This window comes from Kitasatospora sp. NPDC059327, assembly GCF_042752535.1.
Taxonomy (GTDB): Bacteria; Actinomycetota; Actinomycetes; order Streptomycetales; family Streptomycetaceae; genus Kitasatospora.
Window position 1 is genome coordinate 1 of the sequence record NZ_JBHYYB010000007.1, and the last position, 18001, is coordinate 18001.

The 18001-nt window shown below is 74.1% G+C and carries 17 protein-coding genes; 5 read left to right on the forward strand and 12 right to left on the reverse strand.

The window, feature by feature from the left end; translation table 11 throughout:
- Window positions 1-75: 75 nt before the first annotated feature.
- The 9 genes from ACFXHB_RS06685 to ACFXHB_RS06725 all read right to left on the reverse strand — a co-directional run bounded on the left by ACFXHB_RS06685 (window position 76) and on the right by ACFXHB_RS06725 (window position 11638).
- Window positions 76-1665, reverse strand: coding sequence for an amylo-alpha-1,6-glucosidase (locus ACFXHB_RS06685; RefSeq protein WP_380572673.1), 1590 nt, complete (start codon window positions 1663-1665; stop codon window positions 76-78).
- Entirely contained in the window at window positions 1665-2489 is an 825-nt protein-coding gene (locus tag ACFXHB_RS06690; protein ID WP_380572675.1) for a carbohydrate ABC transporter permease, read from the reverse strand. The genes ACFXHB_RS06685 and ACFXHB_RS06690 overlap by 1 nt, the downstream gene beginning before the upstream one ends.
- 7 nt (window positions 2490-2496) lie before the next feature.
- Complete coding sequence (locus tag ACFXHB_RS06695) at window positions 2497-3441, reverse strand: carbohydrate ABC transporter permease (RefSeq protein ID WP_380572676.1); 945 nt, start codon at window positions 3439-3441, stop codon at window positions 2497-2499.
- Complete coding sequence (locus ACFXHB_RS06700; RefSeq protein WP_380572677.1) at window positions 3438-4742, reverse strand: ABC transporter substrate-binding protein; 1305 nt, start codon at window positions 4740-4742, stop codon at window positions 3438-3440. The genes ACFXHB_RS06695 and ACFXHB_RS06700 overlap by 4 nt, the downstream gene beginning before the upstream one ends.
- A 110-nt stretch (window positions 4743-4852) precedes the next feature.
- On the reverse strand, window positions 4853-5602 hold the full coding sequence (locus ACFXHB_RS06705) for an SDR family NAD(P)-dependent oxidoreductase (protein ID WP_380572678.1): 750 nt from the start codon (window positions 5600-5602) through the stop codon (window positions 4853-4855).
- Window positions 5599-6747: an ATP-NAD kinase family protein gene (locus ACFXHB_RS06710; protein ID WP_380572679.1), complete on the reverse strand. Its 1149-nt coding sequence runs from the start codon at window positions 6745-6747 to the stop codon at window positions 5599-5601. The genes ACFXHB_RS06705 and ACFXHB_RS06710 overlap by 4 nt, the downstream gene beginning before the upstream one ends.
- The gene (gcvPB, locus tag ACFXHB_RS06715) at window positions 6702-8258 is read right to left on the reverse strand and encodes an aminomethyl-transferring glycine dehydrogenase subunit GcvPB (RefSeq protein ID WP_380572680.1); all 1557 of its coding nucleotides are present in this window, start codon (window positions 8256-8258) and stop codon (window positions 6702-6704) included. Before gcvPB ends, ACFXHB_RS06710 begins: the two co-directional genes overlap by 46 nt.
- On the reverse strand, window positions 8255-9592 hold the full coding sequence (gcvPA, locus tag ACFXHB_RS06720; RefSeq protein WP_380572682.1) for an aminomethyl-transferring glycine dehydrogenase subunit GcvPA: 1338 nt from the start codon (window positions 9590-9592) through the stop codon (window positions 8255-8257). Before gcvPA ends, gcvPB begins: the two co-directional genes overlap by 4 nt.
- A gap of 81 nt (window positions 9593-9673) precedes the next feature.
- Window positions 9674-11638: a beta-galactosidase gene (locus ACFXHB_RS06725; protein ID WP_380572683.1), complete on the reverse strand. Its 1965-nt coding sequence runs from the start codon at window positions 11636-11638 to the stop codon at window positions 9674-9676.
- A gap of 105 nt (window positions 11639-11743) precedes the next feature.
- Between ACFXHB_RS06725 and ACFXHB_RS06730 the strand changes: the two genes are divergently transcribed.
- Complete coding sequence (locus tag ACFXHB_RS06730) at window positions 11744-12388, forward strand: GntR family transcriptional regulator (RefSeq protein WP_380572685.1); 645 nt, start codon at window positions 11744-11746, stop codon at window positions 12386-12388.
- 86 nt (window positions 12389-12474) lie between these two features.
- Here ACFXHB_RS06730 and ACFXHB_RS06735 read toward each other — a convergent pair whose 3' ends face one another.
- Window positions 12475-12828: a helix-turn-helix transcriptional regulator gene (locus tag ACFXHB_RS06735; protein ID WP_380572686.1), complete on the reverse strand. Its 354-nt coding sequence runs from the start codon at window positions 12826-12828 to the stop codon at window positions 12475-12477.
- Between the two features lie 127 nt (window positions 12829-12955).
- On the opposite strand from ACFXHB_RS06735, the gene ACFXHB_RS06740 reads away from it, so the two are divergent.
- Together ACFXHB_RS06740 and ACFXHB_RS06745 are read left to right on the forward strand one after the other, a co-directional pair.
- Entirely contained in the window at window positions 12956-13408 is a 453-nt protein-coding gene (locus ACFXHB_RS06740) for an STAS domain-containing protein (protein ID WP_380572688.1), read from the forward strand.
- A gap of 226 nt (window positions 13409-13634) precedes the next feature.
- Window positions 13635-14093 carry an ATP-binding protein gene (locus ACFXHB_RS06745; protein WP_380572689.1) on the forward strand — a complete coding sequence of 153 codons (459 nt, stop codon included), beginning with the start codon at window positions 13635-13637 and terminating at the stop codon, window positions 14091-14093.
- A gap of 94 nt (window positions 14094-14187) precedes the next feature.
- Here ACFXHB_RS06745 and ACFXHB_RS06750 read toward each other — a convergent pair whose 3' ends face one another.
- On the reverse strand, window positions 14188-15423 hold the full coding sequence (locus tag ACFXHB_RS06750) for an alpha/beta hydrolase family protein (protein WP_380572690.1): 1236 nt from the start codon (window positions 15421-15423) through the stop codon (window positions 14188-14190).
- 180 nt (window positions 15424-15603) lie between these two features.
- On the opposite strand from ACFXHB_RS06750, the gene ACFXHB_RS06755 reads away from it, so the two are divergent.
- Together ACFXHB_RS06755 and ACFXHB_RS06760 are read left to right on the forward strand one after the other, a co-directional pair.
- On the forward strand, window positions 15604-16863 hold the full coding sequence (locus tag ACFXHB_RS06755; RefSeq protein WP_380572691.1) for a sensor histidine kinase: 1260 nt from the start codon (window positions 15604-15606) through the stop codon (window positions 16861-16863).
- Window positions 16860-17591 carry a response regulator gene (locus tag ACFXHB_RS06760; protein ID WP_380572693.1) on the forward strand — a complete coding sequence of 244 codons (732 nt, stop codon included), beginning with the start codon at window positions 16860-16862 and terminating at the stop codon, window positions 17589-17591. Before ACFXHB_RS06755 ends, ACFXHB_RS06760 begins: the two co-directional genes overlap by 4 nt.
- Here the strand turns inward: ACFXHB_RS06760 and ACFXHB_RS06765 are convergent.
- Window positions 17583-17891, reverse strand: a complete 309-nt coding sequence (locus ACFXHB_RS06765; protein ID WP_380572694.1) for a hypothetical protein — start codon at window positions 17889-17891, stop codon at window positions 17583-17585. The genes ACFXHB_RS06760 and ACFXHB_RS06765 overlap by 9 nt on opposite strands.
- Window positions 17892-18001 lie beyond the last annotated feature (110 nt).

Here is an 18001-nt window from a genome sequence, read left to right on the forward strand (position 1 = left end):
CGTCCCCGGTGCCGGCCGTCCCCGGTGCCGGCCGTCCCCGGTGCCGTGCCGTGCCGGGCCGTGCCCGGCGCCGGCTCACCCCGCCGCCGGCTCCGGCGGGTTCGCCGCCAGGTCGACGAACAGGGCGGCCGACCAGCCGAAGCCGGAGGTCGCCCGGGGCGCGCGGGCGCCGGTCAGCGGGTTCCAGTACTCGTAGAGGCCGCCGGCGTCGCGGACCATCGCCAGCGTCCGCCGGTGGAGCTCGTCCGCGGTGGCGGTGAAGCCGGAGCGGCGCAGGCCCTCGATCAGCAGGTAGTTGATGTTGAGCCAGACCGGCCCGCGCCACATCGCCTCCGGGTCGAAGGCCGGATCGTCGAACGCCACGGTGGGGACGGGGTGTTCGCCCCAGAAGGCAGCGGACCGGAGGGTCTGCTCCAGGGTGGCGGCGACCTCGGCGGGCAGGCGTCCGGTGAACAGCGGCATCAGGTCCAGCGCGGTCCGGACCGGCACCGGCGTGTCGTCGGCCAGGGTGACGAACCGGGTACCGTCCCAGCGTTCGGCGACCAGCAGGTCGGCGTGGGCGGCGGCGCGCTCGCGCCACCGGGCGGCCTCCGCCGGCCGGTCCAGGGCGTCCGCGATGTCGGCCAGCCGGTCGGCCTGGTGGATCAGGTAGGCGTTGAGGTCGGGGGGTTCGGCCCGGGGACCGTAGTCCCAGACGGGGCTGTCGTCCAGGCCGGACGAGTACGGGTGCAGATAGGCGGGGAGCCCGTCGCCGTCCGGGTCGGAGGCGGTGAACCACCAGGTGTGGGCGCGGACCAGCCCTGGGTAGACCGCGGCGAGGAAGGCCAGGTCCGGGTCCGCCTGGTGGATCTTCCAGACCGCCCACGCGGCCAGCGGCGGTTTGGTGACCGGCACCGGGTCCGGGGAGGGCTCGGTGCCGTTGGCCCGGCCGACGTGTTCGCTCAGCCGGGCGTGGTCCGCGCGGGGCAGGTCGGTGGTGGCGGCGAGCACGCCCCGGTCGTGGACGACGTCGGGGAGCCGGCCGTCGGGGAGCTGGTGGTCGAGCAGCAGCAGGACCTGGTCGCGGGCGAGCGCGGGCGAGGCGTGCCGCAGGGCCACGGCGTGGAAGAGCGCGTCCCAGTTCCAGACGCCGACGTAGCCGTACTTGGACGGGACGAGCCCCTCGCGGCCGCCGATCGGCAGCAGGTTGACGGCCAGCGTCCACCAGGCCGTCCGGGCGGGTGCGGCGAGGTCGGCCGGCACCGGCGGCATCCGCGCGAACCAGGCGTCCCACCGGGCCTCGGCGGCGGCGCGCACGGCCGGCTCCGACCAGGTTCCCGGCGGGCCGGTCAGCACGTGGCACCCGGTGAGCGCGAGCGACTGCTCCGCGCCGTCGGGCCGGCGCCAGAAGGCCTGGGCGCCGTGGCCGGTGATCACCAGCGTCGAGGAGTCGGCGAACAGCAGCGACACCCCGCCGGCGAAGGCCACCTCGGTGGGCGTCGCCCGGACCACCGGCAGCCCCCGCCCGCCGCGGTCGCGCACGACCAGCCCGCTCAGCTCCACGGTCTCGGCGAGCGGGGTCTCGTACTCGGCCCGGGCCACCCGGAGCCCGTCCGGGTGGGCCGTCACCAGCAGGCGGGAGCCGCGCTCGGTGAACGGCCGCTCCACGAGGTCCAGCGTGAACATCAGCGCCCTCCCAGGCCCGAGGAGGCCATGCTGTCGAGGATCTTGCGCTGCCCGACCAGGAAGGCGATCAGCATCGGCACCACGGTCATCGCCGACAGGGCGGCGGTCATGCCGTAGTCGATGCCGCCGTGCTGGGCGTTGAAGGAGTCGAGCAGCAGCGGGATGGTGAACAGGTCCGGGGTGTTGAGGAACACCAGCGGGAAGAAGTAGCTGTTCCAGCTGGCCAGGAAGACGATGATGCCCAGCGTCCACAGGCCCGGGCGGATGTTGGGCAGGATGATCCGCCAGAAGATGGTCCAGCGGTTCGCGCCGTCGATCCGCGCCGCGTCCTCCAGCTCGACCGGAACGGCCCGGATGAACTGGCGCAGCAGGAACACCGCGAACGGGTTGGCCACGGCCGGCAGGATCAGTGCCAGGTGCGAGTCGATGAGCTGGAGCTTGGCCAGCATGATGTACAGCGGCACGATGGTGACCTGCGCCGGGACCATCTGGGTCGCCAGGAAGAGACCGAACACCGGCCCCGAGCCGCGGAACGGTATCCGGGCGAAGGCGTAGGCCGCCATGGCGCCCGTGAACAGGGTGGCGGCGACGGTGATCGCCGCGATGTACATGCTGTTCCAGTAGGCCCGCCCGATCGGTACCTGCCGCAGGACGTCCGGGTAGTTCCGGGTGCGCCACGGCCCGGGCAGCCAGGCCAGCGGCTCGTTGATCATCTGGCTGACGCCCTTGAAGGAGGTCAGCATCATCCAGATGAACGGGAAGAGCATGAGCAGTCCGCCGAGAGCGAGCGCGGCGTGCAGGAGGAGCTGCTTCCGGATGGTCATGCCGGCCTCACGACTCGTAGTGGACGAAGCGCTTCTGCGCCTTGAACTGGACCGCCGTGACCAGGAGCGTCAGCACCAGGAGGATCAGCGCGGCGGCGCTGGACAGGCCGAACCGGAACTCGCGGAAGCCCTGTTGGTAGACCTTGTAGACGATGGTCTGGGCGCCTTCGTTGTGGTCGGGATTGACCAGGACGTAGATCAGGTCGAAGGCCTGGAAGGAGCTGATCACCGACACCACGACGGTGAAGAAGACGGTCGGCGAGAGCAACGGCAGGATGACGGAGCGCAGCGTCTGCCACGGCCCGGCCCCGTCGATGCGCGCGGCCTCCAGCAGGTTCGACGGGACGGTCGCCAGCCCCGCCAGGAAGATCACCACGTTGAGGCCGAGCGAGGACCAGATCGTCACCACCGCGATGGCGGGCACCACCCAGTCCGGATCCGCCAGCCAGTTCGGCAGCGTGACGCCGAAGAGGTCCCGCACGGTGCCGTTCAGGATGCCGTCGGTGCCGCCGCCGAGGATCATCTGCCAGATCACCGACACCGCGACGGAACTGGTCACGACCGGCAGGAAGTAGATCACCCGGTAGGCGGTCCGGCCGCGCACGCCGTGCAGGGCGAGCGCCAGCAGCAGGGCCAGGACGAGCCCGCCCGGCACGGTGATCAGGCCGATCTTGAGGGTGTTCCACACCGCGCGGCCGAAGTACGGGTCGGTCAGCTGGGTCCGGAAGTTGTCCAGTCCGACCCAGGTGGCGTCGCCGAGGCCGTCCCAGCGCATGAAGGACAGCACGATCGCGAAGCCCAGCGGGCCGACCAGGAAGGCCAGCAGCCCGAGCAGTTGGGGGGCCAGGAAGAGCGCGGCCCACCAGCGCTCGCGCCGGCGCCAGAGCGGCTCGCGGCCGGTCCGGGCGGCGCGGGCCCACCGCCGCGCCGGGGCCTGGGTGACGGCGCTCACCCCTGTCGGCCCGTCATGTCGCCGACCAGCTTCCGGAGCTGGGTCATGCCCTCGTCGAAGCCGGTCTTGCCCTCCCAGATCTTCATGAGCTGGTCGTTGATGGCCTTGGTCAGACCGGGGACGGCCACCTCGTCGGGGTAGTTGGCGTAGCCCTTGTCGCGCAGGTCGAGGAAGGTCCGGGCGTGGGCCGGGTAGCCGCCGGCCGTCACCACGCTCTCGGCGCCCCTGATCGACGGCACGGCGCTGCCGCCCTTGAGCCGCAGCTCCTGGCCCTCCTTGCTGACGAACTCGGTCAGGAAGGTGAAGGCCTCCTTCATGTGCCCGGTGTCCTTGTTGATGGTCAGGTAGGAGGCCGCGACCGCGCCCGGGAGCGGCTCCCCGGACTCGGAGGGGAAGGGCACGATGTCGTAGTTCTGGAGGTCGCCGCCCTTCTGGACGCCCTCGACGACCCAGCGGCCGCCGGCGTAGAAGCCGGCCTTGTGCTTCACGAACTGGGTGGCCGCGCTGTTGCCCTCGGGCAGCAGGTCGGCGGAGGCGAAGGTCTTGTCCCGGTACCCGTCGTAGAGGGTCTTCAGGGCCTGCCGGGCCTTCGGGTCGGACGGCGCGACGAACCTGCCGCCGTCCCAGACCTTGCCGCCGAAGCCGTTGACCAGGCTGTAGTTGGCGCCGTACCAGTTCCAGAAGATGGAGCCGTACTTGTCCGCGGCCTTGAGCTTGGCGTTCATCTCCAGGTACGTCGCCATCGTCCACCGGCCGGCCTCGTTCAGTGCGGCCGGGTCCTCGGTGATCCCGGCGGCGGCCAGCGCCTTCTTGTCGTACCAGAGGACCTCGGGGTTGGTGTCGTTGGGGACGCCGAAGGTGACGCCGCCCTTCTTCGCGCCGCCGTAGATGCCCTCGAAGAAGTCCGCCGGCCGGCTCTTGCTGGTCGGTCCGGCGAGCTGCTCGTCGAGCGGGGCGAGCACACCGTCGGCGACGAGCTTGCCGATGTAGTCGTCACCGACGTAGAAGACGTCGGGCGCGGTCTTCGAGGTGAGCTGGGTGAGCAGCTTGGGGTGGTAGTCCTCGTAGGAGGCGACCGGTTCGAGCTTCAGGGTGATGTTCGGGTGCCGCTTGGTGAAGTCCTCGGTGAAGGTCTTGAAGACCTCCATGTCCTCGGCCGATCCCCAGGTGGACCAGCGCAGGGTGACCTTGCCGTCCTGGGAGCCGCCGGCGGAGCCCGCGCCGCCGGTGCCGCCGCACGCGGACGCGGACAGCGCGATCGCCACGGCGACCAGGAGTGCTCTGCTCTTCACAGCCGACATCGGGTGCCTCCGGGAGAGTTCATGAGGGTGGGGGAGTGGTGGAGCGGGGTCGGGCGGGGGTGGAGCTCGGTGGAGCGGGGTCGGGCGGGGGTGGAGCCGGTGCGGCGGGGTCAGGCGAGGCCGCCGCCGTCGACGACGAGCGCGGAGCCGGTGACGTAGCTGCTGGCGTCGCCGGCCAGGAACAGCACCGCTTGGGCGATCTCCTCCGGTGAACCCGCGCGCCCCATCGGCCGGTCGGCGGCGTCCTTCTCGAAGGCCGCCCAGTCGGCCCGGAGCTGGCGCGCCTCGTCGCGCAGCATCGGGGTCATGGTGTCGCCGGGGTTGACCGAGTTGACCCGGATGCCGGCGGCGGCGTGGTCGATGGCCAGGGCGCGGGTCATGTTGACGACGGCGGCCTTGGAGGCGCAGTAGGACAGCGCGTTGGCGCCGCCCTTCAGGCCCCAGCCGGAGCCGGTGTTGATGATGGAGCCGCCCTCCGTCATCGCCGGGACGGCGAAGCGGCACATCAGGTAGACCGACCGGACGTTGACGGCCATCACGTGGTCCCAGTCGTCGGCGGAGATCTCCAGCGCGCTCTGGCGGCGGATGATCCCGGCGTTGTTGAACAGGACGTGCAGGCCGCCGTAGGTCTGTACGGCGGTGTTCACGATCCGCTCGCAGTCGGTCTCGGAGGAGACGTCGGCGCGCAGGGCGGTGGCCCGGCCGCCGGCGGCCTCGATCTCGCGGACGAGGCCGGTGGCGTCCGCCAGGTCGGCGACCACCACGGCCGCGCCCTCGGCGGCGAACCGCCGTGCGGTGGCCCGGCCGATGCCCGAGGCACCGCCGGTGACGACGGCGACCTTGTTCTGCAGGGTGTTCATAGGTCCTCACTCGCTGACTGGATGCGGTACATCACGGAGGTGCGGTGCCCGGTGACGACCCGGGCGGGTCCGTTGAACGCGGCGTCGGCCGCGGCGTCCCCGCTGTCCACCAGCAGGGGCCGGCCGCCGAGCGCGGCGAGTTTCTGGGGGGTGGCGACCACCACGAGCCCGGCCAGCCGGTCCAGTACGCGCGGACTGAACTGCTGGTTGCCGCGGCCGAGCAGGAAGCCCTGCCCGCCGATGACGGACAGCACGCCGTACGTGACCTGTGACATGGCAAGGGTGAGCAAGCGGTGCTCGGTCACGTCGGAGGCGAGCAGGGCGCCGTCCCGGACGACGTCCACCCCCAGCGGGGTCAGCTCCAGGCCGAGCGCGCGCCCCACCGCGAGGGTGGTCGCGCCGGGCCCCAGCGCGTAGGCCGCGCCGGGCAGCATGGCGGCCACCACCGCCCGGGCGATCGACTCGGCCGACCCCGGCGGCTCCGCCGAGGAGCCGGTCTTGCGCCCGCTGAGCCGCGCCCTGGCCGCCGGCACCCGGAGGGTCCCGTACAGCCGGACGCCGACCGGTCCGGACCGGTGGGCCGCCTCGTCCAGGTCGACGACCTCCGCGTCGAGCGTCCTCCCGTCGAACCCGGCGGCGGTCGCCCCCGCGGCGAACGGGCTGAGGGCGAAGCAGCCGGAGTAGACCTTCACCCCGGCCGGGATCCCGAGCACGGCGCCCGCCGGCCCGGCGTCCAGGACGTCGCGCGCCGTCCCGTCGCCGCCCGCGAACAGCAGCAGGTCCACCCCGCCCAGGGCCCGCACCGCCGCCCGGGTGTCCGCCGCGTCGGTGCCCCGCGCCCCGGGCCGGGGGCGGTACGCGATCTCGTGGGGAACACCGGCCGCGACGGCGCAGTCCTCGCCCATCGGGCCCGCGACGGTGCGCAGCCGGATGCCGGGGCGCCGGCCGTGCAGCGCCCGCAGCGCGGCGGCCGCGCGGGCCGCCGCCCGTGGCTCCGCGCCCAGGGCGAGGGCCCTGGCCTGGATCTCCGGCCCGTCGCTGCCCTTGAGGCCGGCGGGTCCGCCCAGGCCCGCCACCGGGTTCACCAGCAGGCCGACGATCACCGGCGGTGCTTGCGGCAGTAGGCGCGCCAGGTGGGGGACCACTGCCCGGGATCGTCCAGGGAGGTCGGGTCGATCCGGTGGACGGCCTGGCGGTAGGGGGCGTTCCTGACGAACTCCGGGTCCTCGCGGGCCTCGGAGGCGACGTGCGCGAGGATCGCGGCGTACTCGTCGAGGTCCTCGCGGGAGTAGGACTCGGTCGGCTCCAGGGTGAACGGCTCGGGGACCACGTAGGGGTGGTGGCTGGTCCAGTAGTGCACCCCGAAGTCGGCGGCGCGGACGCCGATCTCCTCGGAGTGGACGCCGGTGTCCTCGGCGAGCCCCTGCCAGGAGTAGCGGACCTGTTCCACCCGTCGCCGGTCCGCCCACGGCACGGAGGCGCCCGGGATCCGCAGGACCTGGTGCATCAGGTAGTTGTTGTTGAGCACCGCCGTCTCCGCGACCTCCCGCAGACCCTCCGCGCCGAGTGCCATCACCCAGGCGTAGGCGCGCACGACGTTGGGCGTGACGCCGAGGAACGGGCGGATCTTGCCGACCGAACGGGCCGGGGCGGCCAGCGTGTACGCGTCGCCGTCGCGGTCGACGACCGGGCCGGGCAGGAACGGGACGAGCGCCTCGGAGACGCCGCACGCGCCCGCCGCCGGCCCGCCGCACGCGTGCGGCGTCGAGAAGGTCTTGTGCAGGTTGAAGTGGCAGAGGTCGAACCCGGCGTCCCGGGCCCGGGTGATGCCGAGGATGCCGTTCGCGTTGGCCTGGTCGTAGCAGGCCAACCCGCCCGCCCGGTGGACCAGTTCGACGAACTCGCGGATCCTCGGGTTGAAGATCCCGGTGTCCTCCGGGTTGGTGATCATGAGCGCGGCGGTGCGTGGGCCGACGGCCGCGCGCAGCGCCTCGATGTCGGGGCAGCCCTCGGCGTCCGGCATCAGGGTGATGACCTCGTACCCGGCGACCTTCGCGCAGGCCGCGTTCGAGGGGTGCGAGAACATCGTGGTGATGACCTGGTCGCGCTGTTCGCCCTCGCCCCGGGAGGCGTGGTAGGCGCGGATCATGGCGATGTTGGCGTAGATCGCCGCCGAGCCCGCGCCGGGCTGCAGCGAGACCCGGGCCATGCCGGAGATCTCCTTGAGGATCTGCTCCAGGCGCCAGTAGATCTCCAGCACGCCCTGCACGGAGTCCTCGGGCTGCAGCGGGTGCAGCTCGGCGATCCGCGGGTCGCGCACGAAGGTGTCGTTGACCTTCGGGCTGTACTTCATGGTGCAGGTGCCCTGGCCGACGTCGATGTTCAGGTCGGCGCCGAGGGTCTCCTGCGAGAGCCGCAGGTAGTGCCTGACCACCTGGTTCTGCGACAGCTCGGGCAGCGCGGGCGGGGTGGCCCGGCCGACCCCCTCGGGGAGTTCGACCAGCGGTGCGTCCGGGGCCGGGACGCCGATGCCGCGCCGGCCGGGCCGGGAGAGTTCGAAGATGATCTCCTCGTCCCAGCGGGCCTGGTGGTACCGGCGCAGGGCGGGCTTGGGGGCGACCGGCAGTTGTGCGAAGGATTCCTGCTGCGCGCTCACTTGGTGACTCCGGTGGCTGAGAGGGCGTCCTTGACGGCCGCCGCGAGGGTGTCGATGTCGGCGATGGAGTGCCGCTCGGTGACGCAGACCAGGACCACCCGGGGCCCGAGGCGCACGCCGCCGAAGATGTTCGCGAGGCGCAGCGCCGCGAGCAGGGCGTCCGCGTCCGGCACCTCGACGGCGAACTCGCGGAAGTGCGGCGCGTCCGGCTCCCGGACCACGGCGCCGGCGGCGGCGAGCGCCCGCATGGCGTAGCGGGTCCGGGCCAGGATCGTCTCGCCGACCTCGCGCATGCCCTGCGGACCCATCAGCGCGAGGTAGACGCCGGCGGTGATGCCCCACAGCGCGGCCGCGGTGCCGACCCACTCCTTGCCCTCCTCGCGCAGCGCGAAGGACGTCCGGTCGTAGAAGACGTCGCCGAACCCGTACTCGCCCGCGACCGAGGTCGGGGCGATGCCGAACAGCCGGGACGGGAACTCCGCGACCAGCCGCTCCTCGTCGTGGCTCGCGATGAACCCGGCCTGCCCGCCGCCGTACTGCTGGTGCATGCCGAGCGACTGGATGTCCCCGCAGACGAGGTCGGCGCCGTAGGACGCGGGCGGCGCGAGCACACCGAGCGAGATCGGGTCCGTCCCCACCACCAGCAGGGCGCCGACACCGTGCGCGAGCTCGGCCAGTTCGCGACCGCGGGTCTCGATGACGCCGTGCACGTCGGGCGTCTCCAGGTAGAGGGCGGCGACGGTGTCGTCCAGGGGGAGATCCCGGGCACCGCCCGGGGCGAGGACCACCTCGACGTCCGGGGTCAGGTAGTCGCGGATCTTGGCCAGCTTGTCGGCGGCGATCGCGCTGCCGATCACCACCCTGGCCCGGCCGGTGCGGCGGGCGGCCATCCGCAGCGCCGTCCCGGCGGCCTGGAAGCCGTCGTAGGTGGGCACGTTGACGACGTCCATCTCCAGGAGCTCGGCCATCATCGAGACGTACTCGAAGAGCGCCTGGAACCGGCCGTGGTCCTCGTAGGGCTCGCCCGCGTACGCGGTCAGGAACTCGCCTCGGCCGTTGACCTCGTCGCACACCGCCGGCACGTGGTGCGGGTAGCAGCCGTGGCCGAGGAAGCTCAGCGCCTCCGTCGTGTCGGTGTTGCGGGCCAGCAGGCCGCGCAGGTGCCGGACGAGGCCCTGCTCGTCGGCGAAGGGCGCGGGCAGGTCGAGCGGTCGGGCCGGCCGGAGGTCGGCGGGGATGTCGCCGTAGAACTCGGCGACGCTCGAAGCCCCGATCGCGGCGAGCATCGCCGCCCGGGTCTCGGGCCCCGCGTTGGGGATGTAGGGATGGGTCACGGGTGCTCCTCGGTACTTCGGAACGTCAGAAGGTCGGAAAGCCGGAGTGTCGGAATGTCGGAATGTCGGAGAGCCGGAGTGTCAGAGCCTCAGGACGACGGCGTCGCGCGGCGCGATGGCCACCGAGCCGCTCAGGGGACGACCGGTCAGCAGGTCGGCCCCGGGGGCGGGCAGGGTGACGGTGGCCGGCGCGGCCCCGTGGTTGAGCAGGAACAGGTGGTCGCCGCGTCGGCAGGCCTCGACCCCCTCCGGCAGCGGCGCCCCGGTGACGCCGGTGACGCCGGCCGCGTCGAGCACCTCGTCGAGCACCGGCGTCGGGTCGTCGAGCACGCAGCCGAGGTAGGTGACGGCGCCGCGTCGGGTGACGGCCGGCCGGCCGTCCAGCGGGCCGCCGCGGTAGCGGGCCAGGACCTGCGCGTCGTCGAGCTCCAGCCATTCGCTCCAGGTCCGGGCGACCAGCCGGGTGCCGTCCTCGGCCAGGACGTCCTGGGCACGGCCGTCGGGGATCGGCCAGCACTCCTCGGTGCGCAGCCCGAGCAGCTCCCGCAGCGGCCCGGGCGCCCCGCCGGGGTGGACCTGGTCCGCGGCGTCCACGACCCCGCTGAACGGTCCGACGACCAGCCGCCCCGGGAAGGCGGCCAGATCGGCGGCCTGCTCCGTGGTGCACAGGTAGAGGTTCGGGGCGATGACGACCCGGTAGTCGGACAGGTCACGGCCGTGCGGTGCCAGGTCGACGGCGATGCCGCGCCGGTGCAGCGGGGCGTACCAGGAGAGCAGCAGCTGGTGCAGCCGCAGCCGCGCGGACGGCAGGGACTCCGGCGCTTCGAGCCCCCACCAGCTCTCCCAGTCCAGCAGGAGCGCGACCTCGGCCCGGGTACCGGTCCCCGCGACCCCGGCCAGCCGTCGCAGGTCCGCGCCGAGGGCGAGCGTCTCCCGCCACTGGCGGGTGTCCGTCCCGCCGTGCGGGAGCATCGCCGAGTGGAACTTCTCCGGGCCGTACCGGGCCTGGCGCCACTGGAAGAACATCACGCCGTCCGAGCCGTGGGCCAGTGCCTGCAGGCTGTGCAGGCGCATCACCCCCGGTTCCTTGGGGACGTTGACCTCGCGCCAGCTGACCGCGCTCGGCGCCGACTCCAGGAGCAGCCAGGGCCGCCGCTTCAGCGAGCGCATCAGGTCGTAGCTGAGCGCGGCCTTAAGCGGGGCCAGCGGGTCGGCCGGGTCGGGGTAGGCGTCGTCGCTGACGAGGTCCTCGGCGGCGGCCCACTTCCAGTAGTCGAGGTGGTGCAGGAGACTCATGAAGTTGGTGGTCACCGGGATGTCCGGGGTGACCTCCTTGAGCACCTCGCGCTCGGCCTCGAAGCAGGCGAGCAGCGCGTCGCTGGAGAACCGGCGCCAGTCCAGGACCTGGGCGGGGTTGACCGGGCCGGGGGCCTTGCGGGGCGGTGCGGGCTGCGTCCAGTCGGTGTAGTGCTGGCCCCAGCAGGACGTCCCCCAGGCGGCGTTGAGGCCCTCCAGGGTGCGGTACCGGGCCTGCAGCCAGCGCCGGAAGTCCCGGGCCGACTCCTCGCAGTAGCACTCGACCGTGTGGTCGCCGTACTCGTTGCCGACGTGCCACAGGACGAGCGCGGGGTGGTCCCGGTAGCGCTCGGCCATGGCCCGGGCGAGCCGGACGGTGGCCTCCCGGAAGACGGGGGAGGAGGGGCAGTACCCCTGCCGGGAGCCGAACTCCAGCCGGGTGCCGGCCGCGTCGACGGGCTGGATCTCGGGGTGGCGCCGCACCAGCCAGGGCGGCGGCGTCGCGGTCGCCGTCGCGAGGTCGACGGCGATCCCGTGCGCGTGGAGCAGATCGAGGACCCGGTCGAGCCAGCCGAAGTCGAGGACGCCGGGCGCGGACTCCAGCCGGGACCAGGAGAACACCGCCACGGTCACCACGTTGACGCCCGCCTCGGCCATCAGCCGGACGTCCTCCTCCCACACCTCCTCGGGCCACTGTTCGGGGTTGTAGTCCCCGCCGAACAGCAGCCCGGGCACCCGCGTCGGACCCATGTCGACTCCCTCGCCCAGTCGCTGGCATTTTGTATTCAGAATGCATAGTGCAGTACTCTGTAGGTGGTCAAGGGCTGTGGTGGAGATTCGGAGAAGGGGGCCGCGGTGGCGATCGAACGTCGTCCGTTGCGCGAGCAGATCCGCGACGAGCTGATGGAGCGGCTGACCCGCGGCGAGTTCGCCGCCGGTACCGACGTCAACGAGGCAGTGCTGGCAGCCGAGTTGGGCGTCAGCCGGACCCCGCTGCGGGAGGCGCTGATCACCCTGGCGGGCGAGGGCGTGCTGGAGAGCAGTCAGGGCCGCGGCTTCCGCTTCGCGCCCGTCAGCCGCAAGGAGTTCCGCGAACTGGTCGCGATCGTCGCGGCGTTGGAGTCCCTGGCGCTGGAGTCCTCCGACCCGGTGCACCTGCGCGGGATCGCCCCGGAACTGCTGCGGATGGCGCAGGGGTTCCCCGACGCGGTGGCCGAGCACGCGACCGTCGACCGGCGCGACGACGAGTGGCACGGCCTGCTGCTCAGCGGCTGCCCGAACGAGCGCCTGCTCGACCTGCTGGCCGGCGTCAAGGCCGGGATGCGGCGCTACGAGAACCTGGTCGTCGCGGAGGACGAACCGGTGGCCCGCGAGTCCGAGGAACACTGCGAGATCGCCCGCAGACTGCTGGAGGACGACCTGGCCGGCGCGATCGAGGCGCTCAGGGCCAACTGGGTGGGCGGCATGGAGCGCATGCTCGCGCACCTTCCGGAGGAGTGACGGACCCCGCCCCGCCCGGGCCGCCGTTCTCGCCGTGCCGTGCCGTGCCGTGCCGGGGTCGTGCCCGGCCGGGCGAACCCCCGTGACTACCGGGCGTCGCCCCGGTCGGGTTCGCCCTCGCCGGTGGTCCCCTCGGCGGCGCGGTAGGCGGGAGCCAGCAGGTCGAGGAGCGCCGCCACACTGAGCCCGGTCTCCGCCGGGTGCCGGAGCCAGGTGCCGGAGGCGATGCGGTAGCGGTTGCGGCGCCCGGCGCGGGAACGGGTGAGGTACCCGGCCTGTTCGAGGTCGGTCACGATGGCTTGGACGGCGCGCTCGGTCAGCTGGACCTCCACCGCGACGTCCCGCAGCCGCACGCCGGGGTCCCGCGCGATCGCCGCGAGCACCCGGGCGTGATTGGTCACGAACGTCCAGCCCGTTCGCGCCGGTTCGTCGAGGGCCATGCCCCCATCGTAGGAGCGCCGGTTCGCGCCTCGCCACCTACGAATTGTCATTCCCGTATCTGTTGACGTGAGAAGTAATGCGTTCCACGCTGGAGACGCCCGCCTTCGTCGCTCGGAGGAGGAGATCATGCCTGACGATCCGCGTGCGAGCCGCTCCGGCACCCCGCCCTCCCCGCCGACGGTGGTGGACGGGAGCCGGCCGCCCGGAGCCCGGCGCCTGGCCGACGACCTGTGGATGGAGTCGGAACCCGTACGGGACCGGGTCCGGGTGCGGGTGTACGGCGAGATCGACCTCGACATCGCCGGGGCCTTCCACGACGCCCTCGACGAAGCCCTGCGTGCCAGCCGCACCGGTCTCGACCTCGATCTGTCCGCCGTCACCTTCTGCAACAGCACCGGGCTCAACACCCTGCTGCGCCTTCGCCTGGCCGCCCGCGGTTCCGGCCGCGACGTGGTGGTCACCGCGGTCAGCGCCCCGGTGGAGCGCCTCCTCGCCGTCACCGACACCGGCGGACTCTTCGCCCCCGGCGGCGGCGGGGGCGCCGGGCGCCCGGGCGGCGACGAGACCGGCTCTCCCTGACCTCGGACCCCGTGGCGCCCGGGAGCCGTGGCCTCGTCCGGTCGGGGCACGGTTTCGTCCCGCCGCGCGTGTGTAACGGCGCGTGGGCGGGGAACCCGCCGGACCAGGAAGATGAGAAGGGCGGACCGGGTGGCACCGGCCGGCGCCGTCGTGCGGAGCGCGACCGTCGCCGAGACCAGGATCCGGCCGCCCGACAGGGTCCTGCGGTGCCGAGTGAGGGCGTGCGATGGCTGTTCCCCCCGAGCCCCGGCCGGCCGGCGCGCGGCAGGTCAGAAGGCTGGCGCTGTACGGCAGCGACGGCGCGGTGCGCCGCTGCCGGGACTTCACCCGCGGCGCGCTGGCCGACTGGGAGTGGTTGCCGGCCCACGACGAGGACCGGCGGGCCGCCGCCGAGGACGTCCTGCTGATGGTCTCCGAACTGGTCACCAACGCCTGTCTGCACGTCGCGGGCGGACCGCGGGAGCTGCGGCTGTGCTGGGACGGCGTCGTGCTGCGGGCGGAGGTGGTGGACCCGAGTCCGGTGGCGCCCCTGCTGCGGCACCCGGCGGACCCGGGGCGCCCGGGCGGGTACGGGCTGCGGGTGGTGAACAGGCTCGCCCGGGCCTGGGGTTCGCTGCCGGAGGGGGAGGGCAAGACGGTCTGGCTGGAGGTGCTCGCACCGCCTGCCCCTCGCGAGGGGCGCTGACCGTTCCGTCCCGGGCTCCGCGGGTCGGGTCCCGCGCCGGGCGGTGCCGGTTCGTCGGCCGGGCCTGTCCGCGCCACGTCCTGGCCACTCCTCATCAGCGGACGACGAGCACTTCCGGGTGGGTGGGGGACGGTCCGCCGAAGAGGGGAGTGGGTCGGTGGCGGAGCTGGAGGTCGAAGTAGGCCGCGAGGTAGGTGCGTTGGGCGGCGAGGGCGCGGGAGCCGTCGAGGGTCCCGAGGAAGTGGTCGAACTGGTCGGCGGGCCAGGAGACGGCCGACCGGGCGGCGGGGAGGAGTAGTTCGAGGTCGGTGAACGACCCGTGGCCGGAGCCGTCGAGGGTGAGCTGGCGGCGCCAGGAGGAGAGGCGGGGCCAGAGCGCGTCCCACATGGCGTCGCGGGCGGGTCGCACGTCGGAGGCTCCGAAGAGGAGCAGCGGGCGGTCGAGGCCGTCGGCGGCGGAGCCGAAGACCGGGCCGTCCAGGGTGGCGGCGGCCAGCACGCGCGGGTCGTCGTGCAGGGTCTGGACGGCGGTGGCGCCGCCCATGGAGTGGCCGACCATGCCCACGGCGGCGAGGTCCAGGGAGGTGCCCAGGCCGGGCGGGAGGGGGCGCTGTTCGGCGTCCGGGTCGACGCCGGCCGCGAGGTCGGCCAGCCGGTCCAGGACGAAGCGGGTGTCGGCGGCGCGGTAGGCGACGATCTCCTCGTCGGTCATGGCGAACACGGCGGGCTTGTTGCGGACCTCCAGCCGTCCGTCAGGGAAGGCGACCTCGCCGGAGTCGAAGGTGTGGTCGATCGCGACGACCACGTACCCGCGCGAGGCGAGGTCCTCGGCGGCGAGGGTGCCGAAGGAGCGGTCCGCGCGCGAGCCGGGGGAGTAGAGGATCACCGGGTGGCGGGCGGTGCGATCGGCCGGCGCGTCCTGTCGGGAGTGGGTGAGCGGCCAGACCAGCCGGCCGGGGGCGGCGCCGAGGTAGTCGGATTCGAGGTGGGCCCGTTCGGCCGCCCCGATCCACGGCGCGAGCCGGTGGCCGGGGGAGCCGCAGGCGGCGGACGGGTACCAGACCTGAGCCATCAGCTCCCGGGGACGCGGGGTGGGCGCCCAGCGGTCCGGGCGCCGGGGATCGACGAGGTGCAGCGTGGTGGTGCCGACCGGCTGCGGCCCGGTCGGCGCGGGCAGCGTGAGCGCGATCGGCGCCGGCGTGGCCGTCGCGGCGGGCACGGTGGGCGCGGGTGCGGCGTGCGCGGCCGGGGCGGCGGTGGCGAGCGCGCCGGCGGCGAGCAGCGCGGCGAGCGCGGCGACGCCCGGACGGGGGCGGGGACGGGTGGTCATACGGGGGCCTCCGGTGGGTGACGGTGTGTCGGCGGGTGCCGCTCCACGGTCGCCGTCCCGCCCGCCCGGCGCGTCCGCCCGCGGGCAGACGACCGTGGACACCCCTCCGAAGGCGTACGACCGGGGGCATACGACCGTAGGTGGATGCCCGGCCGCCGCACCCGTGGCTAACCTGGCCGCGTGCAGACCGACCCACCGGGCGACGTGGCCCCGCCCCCCGCCCGGGCGCCGTGGACACGGCGGTTGGCCCCCACGCACTGGCTGGTGGCCGACGCGGTGGCCGGGGCGGTCGGCGCCGCCGTGACGGCCGCCCGGGTGGTCGCGGCCGCCCGGGAGTTCGACCCGCACGGGCGCGGGAACCCGCCGCCGGACGGTCCTGCGGCCCTCGCCGTCGCGCTGCTCGCGGTGGCGGCGCTCGGCGCCGCGGTCGCGGTCCGGCGCCGCCGCCCGGCCGGGGCGTGCGTGCTCGCGGCGCTCGCCTGGACCGGTCTGTCGGTCGGTTGCCGCCAGCCCGCGATGGGGCTGGTCGCCGGGTTCTGGGCGGTCGTGGCCGGGATGCTGGTGGCGTACACGGCGGCGGCCCACGGGCGGCGGGCGGCCCGGACGGCGCTCGGCGCGGCGGTGTTCGGCTGGGCTGTGACCCTGGCCGCGCCGGGCGAGGTGCGGGGCAACGTGCTGCTCGCGGTGGTCGGCCAGGCGGCGGCCTGGGCGGTCGGGGACGCCGTCCGCCGCCACCGCGCGCACCTGGCCGGCGCGGCCGCGTACCGAGCGGCGCTGGACCGTGCCGCGCGGGACGGCGAACGCCTGCGGCTGGCCCGGGAGGTGCACGACATCGTCGCGCACGGTCTGGGCGTGGTCAGCGTCCAGGCGGGCTTCGGTCGGTACGCGTTGGCGCGGCGCCCGGAGGAGGCCGATGCCGCGCTGGCGGCGATCCGGGTGGTGAGCGGGGAGGCGCTGCGGGAGACCCGGGCGCTGCTCGCCGTCCTGCGGGAGGACGCCGCTGCGGTGCCCGCCGTGCCGCCGCCGGCGCCGGGTCTGGCGCCGGCCGACCTGGAGCGGCTGGCGGCCCGGACAGCGGCCGCCGGGGTCGCGGTGGCCGTGACGGTACGCGGGCCGGTGCGCGCCCTGCCGCCCGGTGCCGGCCTGGCGGGCTATCGGGTGGTGCGGGAGGCGCTGGCCAACGTGATCCGGCATTCGGGCGCGGCGCGGGCCACGGTGGAGGTGGAGTACCGGGAGGCGGAGGTGTGGCTGGAGATCACCGACGGCGGCGGTGGCGACCCCGGCCAGTCGGGCGGCGGGAGCGGAGGCACCGGTCTGGCCGGGATGCGCGAACGTGTCGCGCCGTACGGGGGCTGGTGCGTCGCGGGGCCGCTGCCCGGCGGCGGGTTCCGGGTCACGGCGGTGCTGCCGGTGGAGCTGGAGGGGGTGGGCGGGGCATGACCGTTCGGGTGCTGGTGGCCGACGACCAGGCGCTGGTCCGGGCCGGGTTCGCCGGCATCCTGCGGCTCGCCCCGGGCTTCTCGGTGGCCGGGGAGGCGGCGGACGGTGCGCAGGCGGTCGAACTCGCCCGCCGGAAACGGCCGGACGTGGTCCTGATGGACATTCGGATGCCCGGCCTGGACGGCATCGAGGCGACCCGCCGGATCACCGCCGGCGCGTCCGGTAGCAAGGTGCTGATCCTCACCACCTTCGAGCTGGACGAGTACGTGCGCGGCGCGCTGCGGGCGGGGGCGAGCGGCTTCCTCCTCAAGGACGCCGAGCCGGTCGAACTGCTGGCCGCGACCCGCGCGGTGGCCGCCGGCGGGGCGGTGCTCGCGCCGAGCGTCACCCGGCGGCTGATCGACGGCCTGCTCGCCGAGGGCACCCCGGCACCCGCCGACCGGGAGCCCTTGGTCCCGTTCCCCGGCTGGCACTCGGACGGTGACCCGGATCCGGTTCCGGACCCGGCGAGGGAGCGGGCCCGGGCCGCCGTCGCGGCGCTGACCGGCCGGGAGCGGGAGGTGCTCGCCCTCGTCGGCGACGGCCTCACCAACCAGGAGATCGCCACCCGCCTGCACATCACCGAGGGCACCGCCAAGACCCACATCGGTCGGCTGCTCCACAAGGTGGCCGCCCGTGACCGCGTCCGCCTCGCCATCCTGGCCCACCGCGCGGGCCTCTCACGCTGACCGGCCGGCGGGCGACTCCTGGTCCACCGTCGGCTCTGCGGTGCCGGGCGTCTCCCCGGAGCTCCGGTAGCACCGGGCGGAACAGAAACGGTCGCGCCGCCGGACGCCCGGGTGGTGGTAGGCGTGTCCGCAGTGCACGCAGATCCGTGCGGTGTCCTGGCCGGGGTCCGGGGTTTCGGCGTCCTCGCCGTCCAGGCCGAGCGCCTGGAGCAGGGCCCTGCAGTCCTCACGGTCGTGGGAGCGGGAGGCCACCAGGAGCCGTGCCCGGGTCCGGACGGAAGCCGGGGCGACCTCGGTCACCGGCTCGATGATCTCTCCGAGGGTCGTCAGATCTCGATCAGCATGTTGCACGGGACTGCACCCCCTGGGACACCGGGACGCGACCGAACTCTCCAGTGTACTGCGGCGGC